Origin of the sequence: Bifidobacterium apicola (assembly GCF_042846865.1) — a bacterium.
GTDB classification, from domain to species: domain Bacteria; phylum Actinomycetota; class Actinomycetes; order Actinomycetales; family Bifidobacteriaceae; genus Bombiscardovia; species Bombiscardovia apicola.
Genome location: NZ_BAAFQQ010000001.1, coordinates 1,768,271 through 1,792,029, shown reverse-complemented (window position 1 = coordinate 1,792,029; position 23,759 = coordinate 1,768,271). Strand labels below are relative to the sequence as shown.

Annotated in this window: 21 protein-coding genes; 1 reads left to right on the top strand and 20 read right to left on the bottom strand. The window is 58.6% G+C overall.

Features of this window, described 5'->3' with window-relative positions; all coding sequences use genetic code 11:
• Positions 1 to 36: 36 nt before the first annotated feature.
• From ACGG9J_RS07455 to ACGG9J_RS07435, 5 genes are all read right to left on the bottom strand, one after another.
• On the bottom strand, positions 37 to 1,305 hold the full coding sequence (locus tag ACGG9J_RS07455) for an MFS transporter (protein WP_390134990.1): 1,269 nt from the start codon (positions 1,303 to 1,305) through the stop codon (positions 37 to 39).
• Positions 1,306 to 1,340: 35 nt separating this feature from the next.
• Positions 1,341 to 2,522, bottom strand: a complete 1,182-nt coding sequence (locus ACGG9J_RS07450) for an SLC13 family permease (RefSeq protein WP_390134988.1) — start codon at positions 2,520 to 2,522, stop codon at positions 1,341 to 1,343.
• Positions 2,523 to 2,766: 244 nt separating this feature from the next.
• On the bottom strand, positions 2,767 to 4,215 hold the full coding sequence (gene uriT / locus ACGG9J_RS07445) for a uridine transporter UriT (protein WP_458859751.1): 1,449 nt from the start codon (positions 4,213 to 4,215) through the stop codon (positions 2,767 to 2,769).
• Between the two features lie 5 nt (positions 4,216 to 4,220).
• Positions 4,221 to 5,165: a uridine-preferring nucleoside hydrolase UriH gene (gene uriH, locus ACGG9J_RS07440; RefSeq protein ID WP_390134986.1), complete on the bottom strand. Its 945-nt coding sequence runs from the start codon at positions 5,163 to 5,165 to the stop codon at positions 4,221 to 4,223.
• 96 nt (positions 5,166 to 5,261) lie between these two features.
• Complete coding sequence (locus tag ACGG9J_RS07435; protein ID WP_390134984.1) at positions 5,262 to 6,995, bottom strand: DUF2075 domain-containing protein; 1,734 nt, start codon at positions 6,993 to 6,995, stop codon at positions 5,262 to 5,264.
• 496 nt (positions 6,996 to 7,491) lie between these two features.
• Here ACGG9J_RS07435 and ACGG9J_RS07430 point away from each other — a divergent pair, with 496 nt between their 5' ends.
• Positions 7,492 to 7,824 carry a nucleotide pyrophosphohydrolase gene (locus ACGG9J_RS07430; protein WP_390135347.1) on the top strand — a complete coding sequence of 111 codons (333 nt, stop codon included), beginning with the start codon at positions 7,492 to 7,494 and terminating at the stop codon, positions 7,822 to 7,824.
• Positions 7,825 to 7,834: 10 nt separating this feature from the next.
• On the opposite strand, the gene ACGG9J_RS07425 is transcribed toward ACGG9J_RS07430, so the two are convergent.
• The 15 genes from ACGG9J_RS07425 to ACGG9J_RS07355 form a co-directional block, all read right to left on the bottom strand.
• Entirely contained in the window at positions 7,835 to 8,590 is a 756-nt protein-coding gene (locus ACGG9J_RS07425; protein ID WP_390134982.1) for an HAD family hydrolase, read from the bottom strand.
• 96 nt (positions 8,591 to 8,686) lie between these two features.
• Positions 8,687 to 10,771 carry a DNA primase gene (gene dnaG, locus ACGG9J_RS07420; RefSeq protein WP_390134979.1) on the bottom strand — a complete coding sequence of 695 codons (2,085 nt, stop codon included), beginning with the start codon at positions 10,769 to 10,771 and terminating at the stop codon, positions 8,687 to 8,689.
• 57 nt (positions 10,772 to 10,828) lie between these two features.
• Complete coding sequence (locus ACGG9J_RS07415; RefSeq protein ID WP_390134977.1) at positions 10,829 to 12,112, bottom strand: deoxyguanosinetriphosphate triphosphohydrolase; 1,284 nt, start codon at positions 12,110 to 12,112, stop codon at positions 10,829 to 10,831.
• Positions 12,113 to 12,130: 18 nt separating this feature from the next.
• Entirely contained in the window at positions 12,131 to 12,589 is a 459-nt protein-coding gene (locus tag ACGG9J_RS07410; RefSeq protein ID WP_390134975.1) for an Ohr family peroxiredoxin, read from the bottom strand.
• A 70-nt stretch (positions 12,590 to 12,659) separates the two neighbouring features.
• Positions 12,660 to 14,018: an alanine racemase gene (gene alr / locus ACGG9J_RS07405; protein WP_390134973.1), complete on the bottom strand. Its 1,359-nt coding sequence runs from the start codon at positions 14,016 to 14,018 to the stop codon at positions 12,660 to 12,662.
• 42 nt (positions 14,019 to 14,060) lie between these two features.
• Positions 14,061 to 14,711, bottom strand: coding sequence for an N-acetyltransferase (locus tag ACGG9J_RS07400; protein WP_390134971.1), 651 nt, complete (start codon positions 14,709 to 14,711; stop codon positions 14,061 to 14,063).
• A 376-nt stretch (positions 14,712 to 15,087) separates the two neighbouring features.
• Complete coding sequence (locus ACGG9J_RS07395) at positions 15,088 to 15,570, bottom strand: S-ribosylhomocysteine lyase (RefSeq protein WP_390134969.1); 483 nt, start codon at positions 15,568 to 15,570, stop codon at positions 15,088 to 15,090.
• A 62-nt stretch (positions 15,571 to 15,632) separates the two neighbouring features.
• Positions 15,633 to 17,651 (bottom strand): RecQ family ATP-dependent DNA helicase, encoded by a 2,019-nt coding sequence (locus ACGG9J_RS07390; protein ID WP_390134967.1) that lies wholly within the window; start codon positions 17,649 to 17,651, stop codon positions 15,633 to 15,635.
• A 91-nt stretch (positions 17,652 to 17,742) separates the two neighbouring features.
• The gene (locus tag ACGG9J_RS07385; protein ID WP_390134965.1) at positions 17,743 to 18,705 is read right to left on the bottom strand and encodes a hypothetical protein; all 963 of its coding nucleotides are present in this window, start codon (positions 18,703 to 18,705) and stop codon (positions 17,743 to 17,745) included.
• Positions 18,702 to 19,562, bottom strand: coding sequence for an ATP-binding cassette domain-containing protein (locus tag ACGG9J_RS07380; RefSeq protein WP_390134963.1), 861 nt, complete (start codon positions 19,560 to 19,562; stop codon positions 18,702 to 18,704). Before ACGG9J_RS07380 ends, ACGG9J_RS07385 begins: the two co-directional genes overlap by 4 nt.
• Complete coding sequence (locus ACGG9J_RS07375) at positions 19,559 to 19,924, bottom strand: GntR family transcriptional regulator (protein WP_390134961.1); 366 nt, start codon at positions 19,922 to 19,924, stop codon at positions 19,559 to 19,561. Before ACGG9J_RS07375 ends, ACGG9J_RS07380 begins: the two co-directional genes overlap by 4 nt.
• 217 nt (positions 19,925 to 20,141) lie before the next feature.
• The gene (locus ACGG9J_RS07370) at positions 20,142 to 20,963 is read right to left on the bottom strand and encodes an ABC transporter ATP-binding protein (RefSeq protein WP_390134959.1); all 822 of its coding nucleotides are present in this window, start codon (positions 20,961 to 20,963) and stop codon (positions 20,142 to 20,144) included.
• Positions 20,950 to 21,744 carry an ABC transporter ATP-binding protein gene (locus tag ACGG9J_RS07365; RefSeq protein WP_390134957.1) on the bottom strand — a complete coding sequence of 265 codons (795 nt, stop codon included), beginning with the start codon at positions 21,742 to 21,744 and terminating at the stop codon, positions 20,950 to 20,952. Before ACGG9J_RS07365 ends, ACGG9J_RS07370 begins: the two co-directional genes overlap by 14 nt.
• Before the next feature lie 2 nt (positions 21,745 to 21,746).
• On the bottom strand, positions 21,747 to 22,703 hold the full coding sequence (locus ACGG9J_RS07360) for an ABC transporter permease (RefSeq protein WP_390135346.1): 957 nt from the start codon (positions 22,701 to 22,703) through the stop codon (positions 21,747 to 21,749).
• 77 nt (positions 22,704 to 22,780) lie between these two features.
• Positions 22,781 to 23,758: an ABC transporter permease gene (locus ACGG9J_RS07355; RefSeq protein ID WP_390134955.1), complete on the bottom strand. Its 978-nt coding sequence runs from the start codon at positions 23,756 to 23,758 to the stop codon at positions 22,781 to 22,783.
• Between the last annotated feature and the right edge of the window lies 1 nt (position 23,759).

The following is a 23,759-nucleotide window of genomic DNA, read 5'->3' as shown; positions in this document are numbered from 1 at the left end:
ATCCTTCACAGGGGCTTGTACAGCCTGAAGGGTGACTTATTGCTCGATGAAGCGGGATTCGACACAGCTCTGGAAACGGACAAGCGAAAGAATGACAGCAGCCAGCAGAGCGATGATCAGCATGCCCATGAAACTGCCGGTCACCGGATCCAGGCCAAACGCTGTTGAGAAAGCCTTGAAGACCCAGGTGGATGCCGTAAAACCAAGGCTGGTGGTGGCCGAAAAGATCCCCATGACCAGTGGATAGCGCCTGTGCGCAGTCAGGTTGGACAGGAGGAAGGGGCAGGTGGCCATATTGATCGCACTGCCCGATCCTATCAAGAATGCCGATAGACAGACCAGCGGGAAGAAGCGGGTGGTCAGGAAGAGCAAGGCGCCCAGGGCCATAAGCAGAAAAGCTGCCGGAATGGTCCATTGCCGGCAAATCCGCTTGATTCCGTTGATGCCGAGTCCAATAACGACCGAGGAACCCGTGTTGAACATCAAGGCCACCCCGGCTGCACTGGTGCCGCCCAGGCCATACTTGGCAATGTAGACCGAGAGCTTGTTGTACAGGACCGCGACCAGGAAAATGCTCAGGAATCCAATGACAATGCAGGAGATGATGGCCCACCAGCATTGTCGGCCTTTCTGAGAGGGCGATGCTTCAGATCCTGTGGCCTTGTCTGGCTCCTCTTCGACGGCGCCAATCCCGGGGACCATGAAAATGACTAGGACCAAGGCGGGCAAGGACAGGAAATAGAGCCAATAGTTATGCAGCCAACCTCCCTTGGCCAGGACACCGCCAAGCGCAAGAACCAGCATGGAAGAGCCATCCTGAACAGCCAAGACCAGTCCCATCAGCGCCGCCAACCGCTTCCCACGGAAGAACCGGGCCGACAGGCTGGGGAGAACTGTAGTGGCGATGCCCACTCCGAACCCGACGACCAAGGCGAACAGGAGAAGCTGGCTTACGCTTCCGTGCAGGACCAGAGGCATCAGGCCGCCCAAGGCGACGCACAGACAGCTGATGCAGGCAGCGGTTCTGAAACTCATTCTGGTCATGAGTTGGCCAAATAGAAGAGCGGAAACTATAGCTGCCGAAGAGCCTATGGAGACTACCGATTCAACGGTGGAAGGATCAGCATGGGGAAAAGATGCCTGGATGGCCGCTACGGAAGGAGAGATGATGGAGTCGAACCGCGACATGACGGCCAAGGCCATGATTCCGGCCAGAACTCCAAGATTCTGTCTGGCCAATATCCCTGTGTCCCTGTGCTCAGACACGTCTTGGTCCGGTTCCACCGTTGCTGCCTCCCTCTCCATGCTAGCGGCACCATTCCTGGTTGATGGAGGGCAGTCTACTCCAGCAGCAAGGCCATGCCAACTAAAACAACCAGGAAAAGCAGATTAAGTGATGTATAGATCTTCAGGTAATTGCCTTTTCTGTCAGGGTACTGCTTGACCACAGCCTTGTAGGAAATCAACGAGGCCATTGAAGCCACCAGAGTGCCGAGCCCACCTAGGTTTGTGCCAAGAATGATCGGACGCCAGGCTGTCGAGAAGCCTGAGACCAGAAGGGCAGTGGGCACATTGCTGATGACCTGGCTGCACAAGACCGAGGTGACCAGAGGATGGATATTGACCAGACTGCTGACCAGGCTGTAGAACTGGGGGATCCGCCTGGCATTGCCTATAAAAACGAAGAAAGCCACGAAGGTCAGAAGCAGTCCCCAGTCCACATGCAAGAAGACCCGCCTGTCAAAAATCAAGAAAGCCGCCGCCACCACCAGGACCATGGCCCACTGGGGAATCAGCTTGGCCACACCCAGCAGGCAGACAAGAAAGAGGAGGAGATAGATGGCGATGCGCCATCCGCTGGACTGCTGCATCTCCTTCACCTGAGGCTGTATTCCCTCATCCCTGGGGGCTAGTACACTACGGCGAATCTCTTGTGCATCCATGCCTTCGAACTTGTTCAGATGCTGATTCCTGAAGGCTAACCAGCAGCACAGGAAGAGCATCAGGGCCGCGACCAGGGCGTAAGGCGCCATAAGGAGGAGGAATTCCCCGGCAGGCATCTCGGAACGGGCCTTGAGATATAAGTTGTGGGCATTGCCAATGGGGGTCAGCATGCTGCCCACATTGGCGCCCAGAGTCATCAGGGTGACGATCAGCAGGGCATGGCTTTCCAGCCCAGCCATGATGAGAACGGCAATGGCAAAAGGCACAAAGGTAACCAGAGCGACATCATTCGTGATGAACATGCTGGAGAAGAAAGGCAGAGAAACCAGGACCAAGGCCAGGCCTCGCACTGAGCGGACATGGCTCAAAAGGCTGGCCCCAATGGCATGGAAAACCCCGATGCGCTGAAATCCGCAGACCACCATCATGAGGGAACCCAGCTGAGTGAGGGTATTGACGTGGATGTAGCCCAAGTACTGCCGGTCGGGAGGAATGAGGATACAAGATACCAGAGCGATGACTGCTGCGACAACCAAAACGGTCTCGTTTTTCAACAGTCCGATCACCCGATGTTGCATAGTCACCTCCGGGGAACGAATTCCTCACTTAGTTTACGCGCCCGCCTGCAGCGAAAAGGACCTCGCCAGACGCTATTTTCCGCTCCTGAGCTTTGGGTCGGGGCACTCGGGAGCTACTGAATGCTAGCCTGCCCAGCCCCGACTTTCGCCCCTTGTCGGATGCGCATAAAGGCGAATGCCCATAAGCCATGAAAAAGGGTCCTGCGAATCATTGCATTCACAGGACCCATATCGGACTGCAATATTATTTGTCGCCCATTCGCTCAGGATCTGGAATCAGATAGGACAAAGCCAAGGCAACCAGCACCAGCACACCGCCGCCGACCATAGCCGCGACATATCCTGTACGGGCTCCCCCGGTTACCGCCAGACCACTCATGAATGCATAGAGGACCGCATAGCTCAGCCCCGAGCCCAGATTAAAGGCTCCAGCATTGAGGCCGGGCAGGTATCCTGTATTGTCCGCAGGGGACAATACCACACCTAGACCGTTAAGCATAATGTTGGCCGTCCCCGCATAGGAGATGCCCAGGATCAGGGAAAGAGCCACCAGGCTCCAGATGCTGGGAACCATGCAGACGTAGATGCCAAAAACCAGTCCCAGCACGCTGAACAGCTGACCAACCCTCAGAACCTTGAGATAACCGAAACGCGAGGCCAACATCCCGGCCACCGGGCCAAAGACCAGACCGACCAAGGCATATGGGGTCAGTGTGACGAAGGAGACGATGCTGGCCTTCAAGCCGACGCCGACCTCGCCATCCTGGGCCAGGGCCGGAACGATCCCGTTCATGATGGCAAAGACACCGACCATAGTGGTAAGAGTCGTCAGCAGAAGGCCCCAGGTGCGCCGCTGCTTGAGATAGGCGGTGGTGACCATGGGTGCTGACGCGGTGCTTTCGATTTTCCAGAAGATTATGAAGAAGACCGCAGCAACCAGGATCTCGACAACCACCAGGATCCAGCGCGCCTGAGCCAGCTTCTCGACCTCATTGATAGCCAGGTAGGCCGCCAGGAAAGCGACGCACAGGAAGACCACACCGGCCCAGTCCATGCGGGGGCGATCGTCTGCATAGCTCTCACGAGCGAAGATCGCCACTAGAAGTACGGCGACCAGGGCGATGGCCACCATGAACCAGAAGACCGAGCGGAAACCGAAGGTGCCAGCCAGCCATCCGCCCAGGATGGCATCCACGCCGCCGATGCCGCCGTTGACTGCCGTCAAAACGGCCATGAGCTTGGCGTAGCGGGCCTCATCGGTCACCTCGGCATGCAGCATGATCAGGGTCATGGGTACGACCGGACCGGCCACCCCCTGAATGACGCGCCCAATCATCAGCACCGTCACATTGGGCGCCAGAGCGGAAACCACGCATCCCAGCGCCGTCAGGCTCAGCATACCCAGCAGTACCTTCTTGCGACCGGCCAAATCGCCCAGCCGAGGCAGGAAGAGGGAGAAAACGGCACAAGAGGTGAAGAACACCGTCTGGGTCAGGCCGATGCTGGAGCTGCTTGCATTGAGCTCGGCCCCCATGGTCGTCAGGGCCGGGGAGAGCATGGATGCGTTGAGCTGGAAAGCAAAGACGGCGGCCATAAGGGCAGTCATCAAGGCGACGATAGAAGCGCCTGAGCCGCCAGCGGTCGTGGTTGCGGTCTTTTCAGTGTTGGATTCGGCTGTGTTCGAAGTCTTCATCGATCTCATCCAATCGCAGCGATGGCCTTGACCACCAGGTCCCAGAATCCCTGGAAGTCCAGCTTGACGGCCACCTGGGTGTGGCAGTCCTCGGCAGAAGGTTCCGGGCCGCGCAAGTCAGCCACGGTCATCCCGCAGGTCAGATCCCCCCGCAGCTCCACATCAACCGGGCAACGACGAGTGCTCACAATGGACGAGTCGATCAGATAGGCCACAGTGCAGGGGTCATGCACAGGCGGATCCACAAAGTCCTGGTTGTCCTGATAGGACTTGCGGAAGAAGTCCATCAGCCCGCTGACGAAATGGGCCAGATCAGTGCCGATGCCCTCGATGCGCTGCTGAACCTCCGGGGTGCACAGGGCCTGATGGGTCAGATCCAGCCCCACCATGGTGACCGGCCAGGGCTCGTTGAAGACGATATGTGCGGCCTCAGGATCCACCTTGATGTTGAATTCAGCAACAGCGCTCCAGTTGCCCACGTGGTAGCCGCCGCCCATGAGCACGACCTCGCGGACGCGATCGACGATGCGGGGTTCCTTGCGGACAGCCATAGCGATGTTGGTCAGGGGTCCAGTTGGCACCAGAGTCACTGTGCCCGGCTCCTCGCGCATGATGGTCTTGATGATCCAATCGACAGCGTGACCAGGATCCAGCGGCCGGGTAGGCTCAGGCAGCTCGACTCCGTCTAGACCGGTCTGGCCATGGATGGAGGCGGCCACCTCCTGAGGACGCACCAATGGTCTGTCACATCCTGCGTGGACCGGCACTTGGCGCGCGCGAGCCTTTTCCAGCACAGCCCTCGCATTGTAGGTAACCTTGTCCAAACTTTGGTTGCCGCCAACAGTAGTCACTCCGATCAGATCGATCCGCGGATCACCTACTGCCAGAAGGATAGCCACCGCATCGTCATGGCCTGGATCACAGTCCAGGATGATCTTGCGCGTCGTCATATAATCGCCTGCGCCTTTCTCTTGAACGTGTCATCGGCCATGGTATATGGCCCATGACATGTTACCCCTGATTGGCATTCCATCTATCCAGGCACGTCAGGCTGGTCGGTCTCGGACTTGGGCGAAGCCGCCCACTGCCCAGGCCAGCCGATCGCGAAGCTCAGAGTCCACCGCGAACAGCCCTAATCCGTGTACCCCCCGTTTGAGCAGCACATTGAACTCGTGCCGAAGATTGTCCACAGGATCCATCCCAGGTTCCGACCGTTGATTAGTCGCAAGTGTGTTACAGCTAAGCTTCGGCTTGAATTCGACCTTTCCATTCCTGTAGGTGACCGAGGGGCCAATGATGACCCCCGCATAATTGAGGTCAAAACCTTGGATGGTGAAGATGGAGCCCACCTCATCAATAGTGAAGGGCAGCTCGGCCCAAGCAATCCGGTGATTAGCAGCAGAATTTCCCTGCGCATCATATAGCTCGTAATTCCAGGGCATGGCGAATTCGCCCTCGTCGTCCTGACCCTCTTCGGCCCACACCCACTGGCCTGAACCCTCTTGGTGCAGTATGACCTGCCAGTGTCGGGAGGGATCGCGTGGATCCGGATGATTCTTGCTGCTGTAGGGCCAGTCATAAGTGGCCAAGAGTCGGCAAAGGCCCAAGGAGCCCTCGGCCCTTTGCTCTTGGTCCTTCTGACGAATGAACCTTCTCAAATCCTTAGGCGAGTCAAAAACCTTGATCTCATAAGGATGCTCCTGGGGATCCGGACGCAGTGGACCAATGACGCCATCCTTGGCTGTCATCCGATCCAGCCAGGCGCAGGTTGCAGGGTCAGCTTGAATACGCATCTGTTGATCCAAACGAACATGACTGACCTGGAAGGTATCCTCGTGCACAGACTTACCATCTCGTGACTTCTCGCGGATGAGCATAGACTGAGAGGCGGCCTCGTCATGCCCAGAACCCGTCAATCCTAGGAGCCGCCTTTCCTGGGCATCCACGAACTGGGACCCACGCAAGACCTGTTCCGGATCGAAGACGACAATGGCTACTTTTGCCCGCCGCAGAATGTCATAGAGCTGGTTGCTTCCAGAGTAGCTCTGCGAACCTTGTGTCAGCAGCAGGTGCGCCTCGTCAATCAGCACCACATCTGCCTTGGCATCAACGCTATTCATAGGGTCCGCTGCCCTGCCCGTGGACCGACCATTTCGATTGGTGTGCTTGCTGAACCGGTTGATGAACTGGACAGCCCCAACCACGCACTGGCCGCGTTTCTTTTGCAGTCCCAGCTTCAGTGCCATCTGGTTGTAGACATTAGCCTGCTCGGCCTGGTTGACAATGATGTAGGAGCGCTGCCTGGCCTTTGACGAATGGTTATCGTCCGTGCCGTTCAAGTTTCCATAGATGCCATATCTAGCACATATTTGATAGAAGAGATGGCTGAGCAAAACGGTCTTTCCGGTCCCTGACATACCCTGAACGACAATGACCTGGGTATCAGCATTAGCATCAATCCGCACCGGGCCCGTCGACTCCGTCATCGAGTGGAAACCCTCGCCACTTTTTTGAATAATGACCGACTCCAGCACATGCAGAACAGCCTCTTCAGCCCGCCGTTGTTCGTCGGTAAGCTTGCGGAAGGGCGAGGCCTTGAATAGGGCGGAGTCCAGGATCGCTTTCTCTTCCGGGAACAGATCGGGCTCCATCTCGTGCAGAGTCTGCCAGGCCTTGGAAAATATATTGTCGAATTCATCGCTGGTGTAGTACATGTCTTGAGCGTTAGTTCTACGGTTCATAACCAGCTTGACCGAGTCGACGCTCTGCATATACCCCATCAATCGATTTTCCATATCCAGCGTCAGAGACTTATTGAAGTGGCGATCACCGATAATGTATTGGCAAACCCTGTCGTGGTGATTGCGCATGAATCGTACCAAGCGTTCCCAATCCGTCCGAGTCCGTGGATCCAACTCAATATGCTGCCTGGTTCGAGAACGTATGTCATTGGTCTCCCCGACATAAACCACATAAGGAGACCCGCCACTATGCTTTTTGCCGCTGTCCCTTGCATTGGCGGAGACGATATATACCGTGGGATAGCGCAAGAATAGCTCCTCAAGGAGTCTATCCTCCAAATTACTGCTCTGACTGCCAACAGCTTTCCCTTGCTTGTACTCTGCAATGGCTTTGGAAAAATCTTCATCCCTGGAGTCGCCATAGGGCAAAGTGATCACCACAGGCTGCGGCGCGCTTGATGAATCCATGGTTTTCACTATGCCACGGACCCGCACCAATCTCATGGCAGGAGGACCGACTGATAGTCTCGAAATCATGATCAGCAAGGAAACAGAAACAGCTGTGATGGATTTTGTGCACGAACGCGACTGGGATCAATTCCACACCCCCGCTAACCTGGCCAAGTCCATCTGCATCGAAGCCGCCGAACTCCTGGAATGCTATCAATGGGGAGATGATCCCAGGGACGGAGACGAAGGCCACGTGACCGACGAACTGGCGGATGTGCTTACCTATTGCATCCAGCTGGCGGATCGGCTGGATCTGGACATGGATCGAATTATCATGAACAAACTGCAAAGAACGTCTGAAAGATACCCAGTGGCCACCTCTCGCGGTTCCAGCCGAAAATATCGGCCCTTGCAGTAGGCGAATGGATTCAGCAAGTCTGTGCTGCCGGTGACCCAGATGGTACGAGTCGCCTGGCGATCATTGCTGACAGGTCATCCAAGGTAACTCCAACATAGCTATTTATGGAAGCAAACTGAGGGCCTGATGAAGTGTCGACCGGATTGGTGCCGGTATAGGCCACTGTGGTGGCTCCTGAGGCCACGGCCGAGTTGATTCCCGTCAAGGTATCCTCAAAAGCCAAACAGGAGGCCATCTGAGCAGGTTTGTTGATGCCCAACAGACTGGCTGCATGCAGATAGGGCGCGGGATCAGGCTTCTGCGCCAACCCGTCGTCCCCGCAAACATAATCAGCGAAAGCCCCTTCGGGCGCCTTGGCCACCACAGCCCGAGCCATGCGGCGTGGCGACGTGGTGACCAGAATCGAGGGGATTCCAGCCTCAACAAGGCTTGCCAAAATGTCACGCACCCCGTCAATCCATGGCATGTGACGCGCCTCCATGGCGATCACTCCATCGATGAGCAAACCGGGGATCTGATCCTCAGAAACGTTAAGACCTCGATCGCGCATCAGCTTTGCCACCTTTGGCAGAGGTCTGCCAGAGACCTGCCAACCCATATCGGCATTCCAGTCTCCGCCATGTTCGTGTGCCAGATCCACCTCCGCCTGATGCCAGTAGGGCTCTGAGTCAATCAGAGTCCCGTCCATGTCCCAGAAGACAGCCAGCGGCCGACAACTCCCGTCAGACCGTGCTTTATCAGTCAATCCGGTATGGCTTGCTTGCATCTGATACTCCATGTTCATATATCCACCCTATCGGCAGGGCCCGTCGGAAGTTCAATGTCAACGAGAAAAAGAGAATTGACCTATCCAAGCACCAGTTCATTCAGCATTGCCGAAGACCTGGTTGCGCAGCTCATTGCGCTGGGTCTCGTATTGGGTGAGCTGACCAAGAAGATCGAACTTCTCCTGTCCGTCTGGCAACTGATTCATCCGATGCCGAGCAGAAGCAATCAGCCGCATGTAAGTGGCATCCAACAGTCTTGCCAAGAGCTCTGAGGCGTACTGACGCTCTTCCGGGCTAGGTTGCCTCAGCTGAGCATCCGCTTCCTTGGAGCCCACCCCCTGAACCTCTCCCCTGTTGACGACAATGGAGCCCGAGCCCTTCTGTCCATCCTCCTGATTATCCGTGTTCAAGGGCAGAGGCATGACGGCCAGCTCGTTGATGGCCGACTCCAACATGGGCCCGGCTGCTTTGGTCAGATTATGCATCCACAGTCCCTGAGGCGTCTTGCTGTCGGGCAGTCCTCCGGTCGCCTGCACAGCCCGATAGAGAGAACGGAAAATCGGTACCTCAAAACTGTCAGGACTGAGCTGAGCGAAAGCTTCCGATCCGACCGCACCGGGAATCTGGATAAGCACACCCATGAACTGCTGCTCACATATGAATACGGCATCATCGATGTGATGGTATCCCTGGCGAAGGGCGTCCTCACGCTGTATCCTGCGGCGTCGCATGGTATCGTCACTGCCATGGCCTGCACGTCCCTCCGATTCGCCCGCACCACGGTGAGGAGTGCGAATCGCATAGGCATCCTGGTCCTTCACATGCAGTCTGTGGCGTGCCTTGTTGACCTCCTGACGCAGCAGATCCAGATCCACGCCGATTTTCCTGGCGGTCTTGCGGGTGTAGACCCCCACCAGGGAGCGGTCCCTAATCTGGGCCAGAATGGGCGCCACTGCCTTGACTGCTCCCATCTGCCCGGTAGTGTACTGGGTGTCGAACATGGCCACGGCGGTGTCGATGACGAAGTCGTACAGCGGCTTGGCATGCTCGACCAAGGATCGCACGGCCTCGTCGCCATAGCGGATGCGCAGATCACAGGGATCCAGATTCTCCCGGGCCACCGCCACGAAAGTCTGGGTCAGAAAGCTCCCGTCAAGGCCGAAGGCATGCAGGGCAGCCTTCTGCCCGGCAGCATCACCATCGAAAGTGAAGACCACCCGGGAGCCTTGGACTGGTCCTACCAGTTGGATAGCCCCCAGGGCGTCGTCAGAGATGAGACGACGGACGATCTTGGCGTGATCCTCGCCGAATGCAGTGCCGCAGGTGGCTACGGCCGTGTCGACGCCGGCAAGGTGACAGGCCATGACGTCGGTATAGCCCTCCACAATGACCGCCTGCCGCTTTTTGACGATGGCCTCCTTGGCCAGGTCGATGCCGTAAAGCACCTGATTCTTGCGGTAAAGCTGAGTGTCCGGCGTGTTGATGTACTTGGCATTGATGCCGTCGTCCTCGTAGAGCTTGCGGGCGCCGAAACCCAGGGTGCGGCCTGTGGAATCCCTGATTGGCCAAGTGACTCTGCCCCGGAAGTAGTCGTAGACCCCCCGTTGCCCCTGCCTAGCCAGTCCGGCATCCAGCATCTCCTGCTGGGTGAAGCCTTTGTCGGACAGGTGGCGAACCAGGTTGTCCCATCCGCGGGGAGCGTATCCGCAGCCGAAATGGGCGCTGTCGGCCTGCGAGAAGGTCCTGCCCGCCAACAACTTGCGCGCCGCTAGCGCCTCCTTGCTCATGATCTGAGAAACGAAGAAACGCTGGGCCTCCTCATTGGCCTCCAGCAGTCGGGAACGTTTGGACCCGCGGCGCTGGTCCTGACGGGAATTCTCGTAATGCAGCTCGATCTGGTACTTGTCTGCCAGGATCTCGACAGCATCGCCGAACTCGACGTTCTCCTCACGCTCTACATAAGTAAAGACGTCACCGCCCAGACCGCAGCCAAAGCAATGCCAGACCCCCATGGAAGGACGCACTGAAAAGGAAGGAGTCTTTTCGTCGTGGAAGGGGCACAGACCCATGTAGGTGCCGGAACCGGAAGGCTTCAGGGTCACGCTTTCAGATACGATCTCGTACAGATCGGCCTTGGCTCTGACCTTCTCGATGTCTTCCTTCTTGATCATTCCGGACATGACACCCAGCCTACCGGTCCAGGGCGATGTGTTGCGCCCGGCATAAACGCCGTAGGCCTATGGGCAGACCAGGGAATGCAGGGCCAGCGCCGAGCCGTCAGTCAAGGAGGCCACCTGGTCGATGGCCACCCGCAGGCGCTCCCCATCCGAACCGGCATTACGCCAATCCTCCATGAAGACGTCCTCCAAGGCATCAGATGGCGCTGGCGAATCCGCCATCATCACCTCAACCAGGTCGGTCACGATTTTTAGCTGCTCTTCGTGGAATGGCTCCTGCTCTCGGGGAGCCATGACGAAATAGACAGCGATCCCCTTCAAGGCCACAATCTCATAGGAGGTCCGAGGAGGAATGACCAGTCCAGCCGAATACCTGGTCAGCGGACCTTGCCCGTGGCGACTTCGCGTAGCCGCCTCCACGGAGTCGGCAAAGCGGCCGATCAAATAGCTGGTGGTGTTTTTCAAAGTAGCCAGGGCGCGGCGTGAACCATCGAAGCCCAGCGGCAACATGCCGCGAACGGTCTCCAGGGCTCGGATCAGCTGGTCGGCATCCCAGCGGTCGCCATACCAGGATCGGGCGGCCCGGACCACACCATCGATGATCTGGGGCTCAGCCAGCCGTTCAGGCACGAAAGAACCGACCACGATGGCATCCTCCACGTCGTGGACGCTGTAGGCGATATCGTCGGCAAGATCCATGACCTGGCACTCCATAGGCGTGCTGACCTGCGGCGCCCCCTGCTTAAGCCAATGAAAGACCTCCTGGTCGTCAGGGTAGACGCAGAATTTGGCGGTCCTCTCCCCCTTTGGATGAGCCGAAGCCTCGGCCAGAGTCCATGGATATTTGACTGCAGCGTCCAGAGCAGCCCTGGTCAGGTTGACTCCTGCTGAACGTCCGTCCGGGTGGAAGACCTTGGGCTCCAGTCTGGTCAACAGTCGAAGGGTCTGCGCATTGCCCTCGAATCCCCCTATGTCGGAGGCCAGCGAGGACAAGGCACGCTCGCCGTTGTGGCCAAAGGGCGGATGACCCAAATCATGGGCCAGGCAAGCGCAGTCCACCACGTCGGGGTCGCAGCCCAACATGGTCCCGATCTGCCGTCCGATCTGGGCCACCTCCAAGGTATGCGTCAGTCGCGTACGGGCAAAGTCGTCAGTGCCGGCGACCAGGATCTGCGTCTTGGCTCCCAACCGACGCAGGGCTGAAGAATGGACCAGACGCGCTCTGTCCCTTTCAAAAGCGGTCCTGCCGCTGGTCTTTGGTGGCTCTGGGGCCCACCGTTCCTGGTCCCGGGCGGAGTAGCCCTCGGCCAGCAGGCGTGATCCGCCCCCTTCGTCAGTGCCCATCAGGCGCGCCCGGTCCGTTCAGTCAAGATCGTCCACGACCACCACTTCAGTGGGCACATTGCCCGCCGTGGCCTTGGAATAGGGGCAGAGCTCCTGTGTGCGTTCCACCAGGCGGGTGGCCAAATCGCGCTCGACGCCAGGCAGGCAAACCTCAATCAGCGCCTTGATGCCAAAGGACTCGCCCTGGTCGCCAAGGGAGATGTGAGTGCGCACCCTGCTCTGGGCCAGCTTGGTGGCTGGCACGCGCAGCTCTTTGCCTGCCAGGCCCATTGCTCCCTGGAAGCAGGCGCCCCACCCAATGGCGAAAAGCTGCTCGGGATTGGTGCCCTGACCCTTGCCTCCCATGGCCTTGGGCGTATCCAGGTCCAGAGAGAGATCCGGCTCATGGCTAACCGCATGGCCCTCGCGGCCTCCGGTGATGTCAGCCACGGCTGTGTACGAGATATTGCTGGGCTCATTTCCTGTATATGTAGTCATAGCCTCATCTCACCACTTATATTGCCCCTTGACAAGGCCCTCAGGCCAGGTTCTGCCTGTGATGGTGGTCTCAAAGAATGGATTCAGGGGCAAACAGGCGCAGGTCGGAAGAGTCTACCACATCATGCACACCAAGGTAGAGCCGTGGAATCCTGCCACGCAGGCAGGTGAAGATCTCATAGCTGATGGTGTCGGCAGCCCGGGCCCAATCATCAGCGGTTGGCTCAGCCTGATCCTCCCCTCTGCCTGGTCCGAAGAGAACAACGGTGTCCCCCTCGCTCACGCCCAAATCGGAAGCCATGCCCTTGAGATCGAGTACGCACTGGTCCATGCAGACCCTTCCAGCGACGCGAACCAAACTCGGCCCTTGACGAGTCATCAGACGGACGGGGCCGCCCAGGTGCTCTCGACCCAGAGCGCCTTCACTATCGAAGCCCGAGGCTGACCTATGTATCCCATCGGCGTAGCCCAAGGGCATGATGGCCGTGCTGGTGGGCTTCTCCGTCAGATAGGTTCGTCCGTAGGAGATGCCGTGACCGGCCGGCATATCCTTGACGGTGCCCAGCTGGGCCTGAAGGGTCATGGCCGGGCGCAATCCATAGTCAGCCGAAACCCCCATGGAGGGATCCGGCTCGTATCCGTACAGGCCGATACCTGGACGGGTCAGGTCATAACGTATCCCAGGACGGCTGAGCGTGGCGGCAGTGTTGGCCAGATGCCGGACTTCGGGCTTCATGCCTGCGGCCGTCATCCTGTCAGAGAACTCCTCGAAGAGAGAGATCTGCTCGTCAGTGGACGACACGAACTCGTCCACGCCAGGCATGTCAGCCACTGCCAGATGGCTGAAAAGCCCTACGGGCTCCAACAGCCCCTTGGCGGCCAAGCGGGAGAGCTCGCGCAGGGCATCCCCGAAGGTCTCAGGGGTAAAGCCGTTGCGCCCGAAACCGGTGTCCACCTTGACATGGACACGGGCAGGTCTGCCGACCCGATCTGCCGCCTGCGCCGCCATGTCCATGGTCTTCAAGGAACCGACGCCCAGGTCGATGTCAGCCTGGATCAGCTGGTCAAAGGGGGCGCGGTCCCCATTGAACATCCAGGATAGAATCCGGCAACGGTCGGAGCCGATGCCCGCCCGACGCAGGCGCAGGGCCTCGCTGGACTGGGCCGTGCCCAACCAGGTTGCCCCGCCTGCCAGTGCCGCTAGAGCAGCAGGGATGAGTCCATGGCCGTAGGCATCGGCCTTGACCACACCCATGACTGCAGCACCGGGGTTCGTGGAATGAACCAGATTCACCAAGGTGGCCATATTGGCCTTCAAGGTCCGCAAGTCCACGATGATCTGCCCGGGATAGGCCTGCAGAGCTTGATCGTAATGCTTTTTGCCCTCGGGTCCGGAGAACCGCCATGCCGGTGCTGCACTCAATGTCATGGCTCCATTGTGCGACGGCGCTGCGACCGTCGGCACTCGCCCTCAGACAGCGATCAAGCGCTTGGCTGCCCTTTCATGCTCCGCCAGGTCAAGGGGATGGCCGTGCCGCTGGTAGGCCACTCGCACGTTCTCAATCTCCTTGTTTTCAGGCATGATGATGTTGCCGCAGCGAGTGAAGCCATGAGTCTCCAGAATGTGCTGCATGGCGTAGTTCTTCAGCCCCGTATCGGCACGGATGTTCTCGTATCGGCGCATGCTCCAGTCAAGCAGGTCCCCGGCCGCGTGACGACCCAGTCCCGAGGCGGCCACCCGATGGATGGTGGTATAGGGCCGATCATCCAGCCAGCTGCCATCGATGACCCGGTAATCTGGTTCCGGATCGTGGAAGAGGGCGAAGACGCCGATGATGCGCTCGTGGCTGCCCTTGTGCTCGTCAAGCTCGGGTTCAGGGTAGACGGGATCCTCAGGAATTTGATCCATACCAGCCGCATCGTCCACCAACAGCATGGTGTGGCCCCCGGCGATGTCCTCGCGGATACGTTCGGGCAGGGGGTATTTATCCCCCCACTGATGGGGGTTGCCGGTCTCGGCCATCCGCTTTCTGGCATAGGCGTAGACGGGCATGATCGCCTCAAAGTCGTCCATGGTGGCATGACGGATCCAACGTGCGGTTTCCATCGCGTACCTGCTCACTGTGGCTACCTCTTTCTCGACCGGTGCGGCAGGGACGAGACCCGCCCCCGCGATTGCCGAAGTACGAGTGTATCCAACAGGAAGCTGTAGCGAAGTGAGTACGCATTGAGCGAATCAGGGAATAGTTTGGGCTATTCTGCACTTTTCTGAACACCCATTTCTATTCGTAAACGAAGGGCATGGGCGAAATTGACCATGCTGTGTCGACTGACCAGATATATTGGCATAGCCACAAGCCACTGGGGCTCTTCGCCAAATCGAACATCAGAAATCAGGCACAGGCAATCGGATCGTCTCACAGGCTTGACGAGAGGGCGCTGCAAAAACAAAAACTGGGCAGGGTCCGTCCCTCGCCCAGTTTCCACTTCTTCGAAGCTCAGACCAGCTTGCGCTCGTAAGGATCGGAGCTGATGCCGGCAGCCACGATGTCGCGGCTCCACTGTTTGGCCGAGAAGAGCGAATGGTCACGGTAGTTGCCGCAGGAGGTGATCTCGGTGCCAGGCACGTCGTCCCAGGTGGCCTTTTCGGCGATGAACTCCAGCGACTCCTTCAGGGCCTTGGCCACATCTTCGGTCGAATGACGGCCCCAGGCAAGCAGGTGGAAGCCCGTCCGGCAGCCAAATGGGGAGCAGTCGATATAGCCGGGAATGCGCTCGCGCAGAAGCACGGCGATGGTGTGTTCGATGGTGTGCAGTCCCGCAGTTGGAATGGCGTTCTCATTGGGCTGGACCAGACGCAGATCATAGTTTGAGATGATATCTCCCTGAGGGCCCTTCTCCTCGTCGATCAGACGAACGTAGGGAGCCTTGACCTTGGTGTGGTCAAGTTGGAAGCTCTCTACGATAGGTTTGTCAGCCATTGTTATTTCCTTTCTTGTCGGGCGCCCAGCATAAAAGCAACCGCGATGAAGTCATGTATCTCTCATGGTAGGCCGACCCGCCTATCAGATTCTGCCATGCCCCTGACCACATTCGCTCCTCTTCCGGCTGAGAAATCGGAGATGACCCCCATGAACTGGGGCCCATACTGCTCCAGCTTGTGCTGCCCCACCCCGTTGACAGCCAGAAAGGTCGCATCATCGACCGGCCGGAGACGACACATATCGTGCAAAGTCTTGTCGGAAAAGACGATGTAGGGAGGCTTGCCGATCTCGCGGGCTATGCGGGCCCGCAAATCGCGCAGCTTCTGGAAAAGTTCCCCATCCTCTGAGCTGGCATCGCTTGCTCCGGCCTGGTCGAGACCGTCATCGTCAGCCGTCAAAGAGGACCCGCCACCGTAGATCCTGCCTGAGGCAAGCGGGCGCTCCGTCTGCTTGATCTCGTAATGAAAGTCCGGACTGACCGTTTGCGCGGCCTTGGGTCCGAAATGGACCATGGGCAACCGTCCTTCGGTGATGTACAGATACCCGTCAGAGGCCATCTGATTGAGCACGTCGCGGATTCGCGCCTCAGGAACCTGGGCAAGAACACCATAGCTGGGACACCGATCCAAGCCTCGCCGAAGAAGGTCCTGCGAGCGCGAGCCCCGGAGGATTTGGGCGATCTTGCCGGAGCCGAACCCTTGGCTGACATCATGCACACACCTGCTGATGGCACGGGCCACATCGCTTACGTCGATGGTCTTGAAGGTGCTCAGACAGTTAGAGCAGTTCTGGCAGCCGCCGCTGACCGTGTCGGGATGCCCGACCGGGATGGCCTCCCCCTTGCCGGCCTCGGCAGGCGAAAGACCTGCGGCGGCCTGGTCCACCTCTTCACCGAAGTACCTCCGCATGTACTGGTGAAGACAGTCAGTAGTCCGACAATAGCCGATCATGACGTTGAGCAGACGCCGGTGCTCGGCTCTGACCGCTTCAGCCTGATCTCCAGTCAGCCTGTCGTTGCCGTTGTCCACGTCCAGCAGACGTCTGCGGGTGACTATATCGCTCTCATTCCACAGCAGGGAGCAACGGGCTGGCTCGCCGTCACGTCCTGCCCTGCCGGCTTCCTGGTAGTAGGCTTCGATGCTCTCAGGCATGTTGTGATGAATGACATAGCGCACGTTGGACTTGTCGATGCCCATGCCGAAGGCATTGGTGGCCACGACAACCTGCACCTTGTCGTTGATGAAGTCCCGTTGCGCCTGCTCCCTGTTCTGGGCATCCATGCCTGCGTGGTAGCTGACGGCGCCTACACCGGCCTTGGTCAGATCATCAGCCAGGGCTTCGGTCTCCTTGCGAGTAGCGCAGTAGACGATGCCAGAATCATCTCCATGCTTCAGGGCATACCGGACCACCCAACGATTCTTGTATTTGCTCTCCAGCTTGATCACGTCGAAGAAGAGGTTTGGCCTGTCGAATCCCGTCATCGCCACGTAGGGGTCGTTCAGGCCCAGCATGTATACGATGTCGCGACGAACCTTCTCGGTCGCCGTAGCGGTGAAGGCTGCCACAGTGGGCCGGTTGGACAGAAATCTGATGAAATCGCCGATACCCAGGTAGGCAGGACGGAAATCCTGACCCCACTGGGATACGCAGTGGGCTTCGTCCACAGCCAGCAGGGAGATCCTCGTATGCTGGGCGAATTCCCTGAATCTGGGAGCATCCAGCCGCTCGGGAGCCACGTAGAGAATCTTGCTGCGACCCTGGGCAGCCTGAGCCAGAGCCAGGGACTGCTCATCCATATCCTGGGTGGAATTGACGAACGAGGCCTGGATACCAGCATCCTCCAGCCCGTCCACCTGGTCCTTCATCAAGGAGACCAAGGGAGATATGACGATGGTCAAACCGTCCAGAAGAGTGGCAGGAATCTGATAGCAGATGGACTTGCCAGCCCCGGTCGGCATAACACCAAGGCAGTCCTGCCCATTCAGGATGGCCTTGACCAGATCCTCCTGCCCAGGACGAAAGGACTCATATCCAAAATACCGCTTCAGCGCCTGCTCTGCATCCTGGATGTCCACCATGGTTCCCCAGTCTATTGCCCGGGCAGGAGTCAAGCAGTGGGCGAAACGATCATGTGGTCAATTGTCACCGGGATGCGTAGGTATCCTGTCACTAGCCCAGAATGCTGAACCCTTGGATGGCTGGCAGCTGCCGACGGCTGGTAAGCCAATGGCTGAACAGGATGCATATGACGGAGAAGGCTAGGGTGAAGGCCACCTGTGGCCAGAGCACATACACGGTGACGTATCCCCATAAATCAGTATTCATGAAGGGGCTTAAGGTCTTGTACATCCAATGACCGCGCATAAGGTTGATCCCCTGAACCGCCGTTTGCTGCCATCCCCAAAAATTCCAGCCGGAAATCGAATGCCAGAAACCTATGCAAATCAACAGTCCTGCCAACAGCAGACATCTGCCTTTTCGATCAAGACAAGCGGCGAGGTCGCCCAGCACCTGGCCAAGCAAAACAAAGGCTATCTGCACCATGAAGACATGTAGCGCCAGAGCCAGCCAACGGGACGGCTGCTGAGCATACGACTGGTTAAAGCATGACGCACTCCAGGGATCAAGAGTGAGCCTCCAAGGCGAACAGCCCTGCACGAGAAACCTTTGGTATCCTTCCGTAAAGGGCATCCATCCGATTTGGCCTAGGCTGCTGGTAATTGCGACCACGATCATGAAAGCGGCTGTCGCCAGGGCCATGACCACATTGGAGATGATCTGGGTCCAAGCGATCGTGGAACGGGTCACGGCGTTGGAAATCAAGAGCCGGAAAGTCGTCAGCGAGCAGACAAAGGCAGTGGCCATGAGCACCATTTCGGTGAATAGACCAGTGAATCCTGAGCTCAAGGAAATGAACCCCATAACTCCCAGAGCGAGGACGAGAGCCCAAATCAAAAAGACGATCAGCCTCGGTATCACTTGTACGCGCAGGACCATCCTGGTCTGACCAGAAGGCGATAGGAAGCGCTTGATTCGGGCCCAGCCTTCAGCCGGTCCAGCACCTAGGCCGGGGCTATCTGACCCCGGCTTGGTCTTCGCCCCCACTGCCTCTGCAACTTGCGCCTTATTCATTGTGTCGTACCTTCCGTAATCTGGACGAAGTAGGTCTGCAAGTCCATGGGGGCGACAATAAGCCCCCTGGGCTGCTCGTCGGGCACCGGACCCTCGAAGCTGACGCGCAGCAGGTCGCCGATGCGCTGCCTGCCCAACAGCTTCGGGTCGCCCTGTGCAAGGTAGCCCTCCACGTCACGCGGACGGCCAGTGACAGTGGTCCCCAGGGCTGACAGATCATCCACGCTGAAAGATCGCAGGACCCGCCCCTGGTCGATAATCGTGGCGCGGGAGATGAGCTGGCTGACCTCGTTGATGATATGGGTAGCGATGATCATGGTCGGCCCGCGACGCTGATAGGCCTCCAGAATGAAGGAGTAGATCCTCTCCCTGGCCGCCGCATCCATTCCTGTCGTCGGTTCATCCAGAATGAGGTATTCCACAGGCAGGCAGAGCCCGATGACATTCTTGACCACCTGACGCTGCCCCATGGAAAGGGAGGCAAAGGTGTCAGCGGGCCTCAGCGCGAAGCTCTTAAGAATACCCTCAGCCAAGTGCCAGTCGAAACTGCCATAAAACCCCTCGGCCATGGCAAATGCTTCTCTAAGGTGCCGTCGGAATGGATAGGGCCAGGTTTCGTTGACCAGGGCCACGCGGCGAGCGATTCTTGAGTCGCTGACCAGATCGCTTCCATCCAGGTGGACCAGCCCCTGGTCCGGAAGTGCCCTGCCCGTCATCAGATTGCACAGGGTGGACTTGCCGGCCCCGTTCCGCCCGAAGAGTCCGTATATATTGCCGGGCTCAAAGCAGAGTGAGATCTCATCCAGGGCCTTCAGCTTTCCGTACGATTTGTCCACCTTGGAAACTGTCAGACTCATTGGTAGACCCTTTCTATGATGGCGTCCAGGTCCTTACGAGATACGTCCAGAGACTTGGCTTCTTCGACCAGATCCTGGAACCTTCCGTTCAGGAGTTCCCTCCTGCGACGCTCACGAACGCTCCTGCCCGCACCGGCGGTGACAAACATGCCCAGTCCCCGCCGTTTCTCCAGAAGGCCCCGGTCGACCAGCAGGTTCATCCCCTTGAGGACGGTGGCCGGGTTGATCTGGTAGGCGCTGGAGATTTCCGTGGTACTGGGAACCCTTTCACCTTCGGCCACCAGACCCTCGGCTATGGCTTCAGCCAACCGGTCTGCCACCTTCACGAAAACGGGCCGACTATCCGGTATTTCGATCGCCATCGTTTGACCGCCTTGTCTGCCTTGATTCGGAGCGCCGAACTCGGACCTTTATTACTGTTTATTACTTAGTTACTTGAGTAACTAACCAACAGTCTATAATTCGCTGTCTCAGCCGTCAAATCAGTTGCAGTCTTTATCCCTCCCTTTGCCCTGCACAGATACCCCCACTGCACTCACCCGATTCTGCTTGGCCAGGATGGAGGACGAGCCCTGGTACCTACAGGGTTGCAGCTGCCAGTAACTGACGGGTATAGGACTGCTCAGGATGATTGAGGATGGCCTTCACCGACCCCTCCTCCACCACCTTTCCCTGCCTGAGGACCATGACCCTGTCTGCTATGTGCTGGACCACACCCAGATCATGGGAGATGATGATCATGGACATACCATTTGACGAATCGCTCTGCTGTTTGGACTGGGCCATGATTGATTGAAGGGTATGGAGAATCCCTACGCGTGCTGAGACGTCGATGGCACTCATAGGCTCATCGGCCAAGAGTATCCTGGGCTTCACGATCAGTGCGCGGGCTATGGCCGCCCGCTGGGCCTGACCACCTGACAGATCGGAGGGGTAAGCCGTCATGATCCTGTCCGGGTCAAGCTGGACCTCTGACAGCACCTGGGCCACCCGATCAGCAAGGTCTTGTCCGCTCTCCCTGCGCCTGACAGCCAGCAGAGGTTCGGCTACCGACCGGCCGATGGTCCACCGGGGATCCAGGGAAGCAAAGGGGTTCTGGAAGACCAGAGCGGAGTCATGGGCAAGCGACTTGGCTGCCGCGGAACCATGGAGAACTGATTTGCCCAAATATGCCACCTGCCCGGCATCAGGCCTCAGCTGGCCCAGAAGCAGACGGGAAAGCGTGGTTTTCCCCGAGCCGGACTCCCCTATGATCGCCAGGCACTCCCCCGGCAGGAGGGAAACATCGATGCCGTCAACTGCAGCTTCTCGAGCCGTTCCACCGCCGGTGGAGGCATAGACCTTGGTCAGGCCCTCCCCGATCAGGATCGGATCGGCATGTGCACCGTCAGTCAGCCTCATGCTTGCCTCCATCTGTGCTCAGCGTCAACTCTCTGGCCGCTCGCACCAGGGTCCTGCCCTGCGGACTGGATGGACTACGCAGAATGCTCTGCATCTGTCCGCTTTCCACCACTCGCCCTGCATCGAGGATGTAGCAGTAATCGGCAACCCGGGTCAGGACTGAGAAATCATGGGTGATGAACAGCAGGGAGGCCCCGTTCTGGTCGACCAGGGAGACCAGCAGGTCCACAATCTGCCGCTGGGTTATGGCATCCAGGGCCGTGGTCGGCTCGTCCGCCAGAATCAGTCTGGGCTTGGTGACCAGGGCCGTGGCTATGGCCGCCCGCTGCTGCTGCCCCCCGGACAGCTCATGCGGGTAGGAGCCGGCCAGCCCCTCATCCAACCCGACCTGGGCCAATATCTCCATAACCCGTCTGCGCCGTTCCTGGGCGCTCAGACGATAGTGGCGACGGAGGGGAAGCTCAACCTGACTGTAGATCTTCTTGACCGGGTTCAAGGCCGTGGATGGATTCTGAAAGATCATGCCCATGCGGGAACCGCGCAGGTCCGCCAGGGACCGGTCGTCCGAACCGAGAATCTGGAGCCCGTCCACAAGAATGGATCCCGACAGGGAGGCCGTCAGTGGTGTGGTGCCCAAAATACTACGGGCGATCATCGATTTTCCAGAGCCTGAGGAGCCGATCAGGCCAACCCGTTGGCCGTCCTTCACCTGGAGATCCACCTGGTCGAGAATGGTGCGGCCATTGATGGACAAGCTCAGGCCGTCAATATTCAGCGACATGATTAGTCTCCCTCGCCTGCATGGATCGCATTCTTGATGTGATGACCGGAGTCATCTGATTGCGCAGACGTTTCCTGACGCGCAGATTGAAGAGTGGACCGTCCGGCGGCAGCTACGGCAGCCCTGAGCCTAGGGTTGGTAACCGGATCGATGGCATCACGCAGGACGTCACCGAACAGGTTCAGAGCAACCACCACCATGGTGACCACCAGTCCAGGCCAGAGCACAGTAAGTGGAAAGACATTGATGAACTTGACCGAGGTGGTCAGTGAGTGCCCCCAGGAGGGCAGACCAGAAGGAACGCCCACCCCCAGGTAGGTCAACCCTGCTTCAGCCAGCACGGAGGTCCCCGCCGACATGGAAAGCTGTACGCACAGGACCGGAATGACATTAGGCACCAGATGGGTGCAGAAGATTCTGAAGGATCCGACCCCGCTGTGTCGGGCGGATCGCACATAGTCCGATTCTGCTGCCAGGAGCGCTTGGGGCCGTACGATCCGGGCCAGGTTGAGTCCGTAACCGAATCCGCAGGCCACGACGACCACGGCGATACTGGGTCCCAGGGGAACAGCCAGGATCAGAGCCAGCAAAACTGTGGGCAGGGAAATCAGGGCATCGACCAGGACCACGACCGTCTGTGATACTCCTGAACGGCGCGAGACCATGGCCATGACCAGAAGAAGTCCCAGTACGCCTGATAGGAGGACCGCCAGAAGGCTGATGGCCATATTGGTGGCCGATCCCGCCATCAGCCAGGAAAGAATGTCTGCCCCGGTGCCATCTGTTCCCAGCAGATGGGCGCGGCTAGGGTCCTGCCAAATCCGGTACCCGTCGGTAGTCCAAATAGGAACCGGGGTCCAGAACCTGGAGATCAGGGAGACCAGGATCCATATGGCCAGAACAATAAGCGAGTATCGCCCCGAGGCCTTCCGCCACATGCTGGACAACACCACCCGCATCCGTCCGAAGAATCCCAGTTGGCCTGGGAATGTGGCCCTCAATCCCAGGTGGGGCCTGTCTGCGTGTTCCCAGCTCATCAGGCAGCCACCTCCTGTCTGGCCGCACCTCGAAAACGCGGATCGATCAGCCTATGGATAACGTCCACCAGCAGTCCCAGGAAGAGGAAGAAGGCCGCCAGCAAAAGGAGCTCGGATTGAACGGCCGGAAGATCCCGGTTGCCCACATCGGTGATCAGCATGGAGCCAAGTCCCGGCAGGGCGAACAGGTTCTCGCTGACCATGACCCCGGTGATCATCTCGGCCATGGTCAGTCCAATCACCGAAACCAGCTGGGGGGAAGCCAGCCGCAGACCGATGCGCAGAGCAGCCTGGGTCCGGGTCATCCCGCAGGCCATGCCCATGTCCACATACCCCGAAGAGAGCATGTCGCCCAACAAGGAGCGGGTGTACCGCATGATGCCGGCACCCACGATGATGCCGGTAGACAGCGCTGGCAGAATCAAGGCCGCCAAGGCCTGGCCCGGCTGAGCCCAGCCGAGTGCAGGAAAGCCCTGCGAGGGCAACAGACCAATCAGGCCACTGCCCTTGGCGAAGAGCATGATCAGCAGCAATCCTGACCAGAGGGCCGGTACTGATCCGCCCACGATGGCTACCATGTGGCTGAATGACTGCATCCGTGGCGAGCGGGCCAGAGCGGCCGCACAGCCCAAGGGAATGCCCAGCAACAGAGCCACGCCCAGTCCCAAAAGAATTAGCGGAAAGGTAATCTGGGCTCGGACACCTACCTGTGAGGCAATGGAACGGTTGGTCAGAATGGACCTGCCCAGGTCCCCTTGCAGAAAGTCGCTGATCCAATCCAGGTACTGCCTTGGGTAGGAGCGGTCCAGGCCCATCTGCCGACGCAGCCGCTCGACGCGTTCGGGCGGGGCATCCAGCCCGGCCATGACGGCGGCCACGTCACCGGGCAGGATGCGCAGAGCCAAGAAGATGAGCAGCGAAATGCCCATCAGCGCCAAGATGAAGAGCACCAGGCGCCGCATCAGAAATCTGGCCATG

Bases quoted from the DNA above. Each gene is read 5' to 3' on its own strand.
- ACGG9J_RS07455 (WP_390134990.1), bottom strand. From the start codon at position 1,305: ATGGAGAGGGAGGCAGCAACGGTGGAACCGGACCAAGACGTGTCTGAG.
- ACGG9J_RS07450 (WP_390134988.1), bottom strand. From the start codon at position 2,522: ATGCAACATCGGGTGATCGGACTGTTGAAAAACGAGACCGTTTTGGTT.
- uriT (WP_458859751.1), bottom strand. From the start codon at position 4,215: ATGAAGACTTCGAACACAGCCGAATCCAACACTGAAAAGACCGCAACC.
- uriH (WP_390134986.1), bottom strand. From the start codon at position 5,165: ATGACGACGCGCAAGATCATCCTGGACTGTGATCCAGGCCATGACGAT.
- ACGG9J_RS07435 (WP_390134984.1), bottom strand. From the start codon at position 6,995: ATGGGGTATATGCAGAGCGTCGACTCGGTCAAGCTGGTTATGAACCGT.
- ACGG9J_RS07430 (WP_390135347.1), top strand. From the start codon at position 7,492: ATGATCAGCAAGGAAACAGAAACAGCTGTGATGGATTTTGTGCACGAA.
- ACGG9J_RS07425 (WP_390134982.1), bottom strand. From the start codon at position 8,590: ATGCAAGCAAGCCATACCGGATTGACTGATAAAGCACGGTCTGACGGG.
- dnaG (WP_390134979.1), bottom strand. From the start codon at position 10,771: ATGTCCGGAATGATCAAGAAGGAAGACATCGAGAAGGTCAGAGCCAAG.
- ACGG9J_RS07415 (WP_390134977.1), bottom strand. From the start codon at position 12,112: ATGGGCACTGACGAAGGGGGCGGATCACGCCTGCTGGCCGAGGGCTAC.
- ACGG9J_RS07410 (WP_390134975.1), bottom strand. From the start codon at position 12,589: ATGACTACATATACAGGAAATGAGCCCAGCAATATCTCGTACACAGCC.
- alr (WP_390134973.1), bottom strand. From the start codon at position 14,018: ATGACATTGAGTGCAGCACCGGCATGGCGGTTCTCCGGACCCGAGGGC.
- ACGG9J_RS07395 (WP_390134969.1), bottom strand. From the start codon at position 15,570: ATGGCTGACAAACCTATCGTAGAGAGCTTCCAACTTGACCACACCAAG.
- ACGG9J_RS07390 (WP_390134967.1), bottom strand. From the start codon at position 17,651: ATGGTGGACATCCAGGATGCAGAGCAGGCGCTGAAGCGGTATTTTGGA.
- ACGG9J_RS07385 (WP_390134965.1), bottom strand. From the start codon at position 18,705: ATGAATAAGGCGCAAGTTGCAGAGGCAGTGGGGGCGAAGACCAAGCCG.
- ACGG9J_RS07380 (WP_390134963.1), bottom strand. From the start codon at position 19,562: ATGAGTCTGACAGTTTCCAAGGTGGACAAATCGTACGGAAAGCTGAAG.
- ACGG9J_RS07375 (WP_390134961.1), bottom strand. From the start codon at position 19,924: ATGGCGATCGAAATACCGGATAGTCGGCCCGTTTTCGTGAAGGTGGCA.
- ACGG9J_RS07370 (WP_390134959.1), bottom strand. From the start codon at position 20,963: ATGAGGCTGACTGACGGTGCACATGCCGATCCGATCCTGATCGGGGAG.
- ACGG9J_RS07365 (WP_390134957.1), bottom strand. From the start codon at position 21,744: ATGTCGCTGAATATTGACGGCCTGAGCTTGTCCATCAATGGCCGCACC.
- ACGG9J_RS07360 (WP_390135346.1), bottom strand. From the start codon at position 22,703: ATGCGGGTGGTGTTGTCCAGCATGTGGCGGAAGGCCTCGGGGCGATAC.
- ACGG9J_RS07355 (WP_390134955.1), bottom strand. From the start codon at position 23,758: ATGGCCAGATTTCTGATGCGGCGCCTGGTGCTCTTCATCTTGGCGCTG.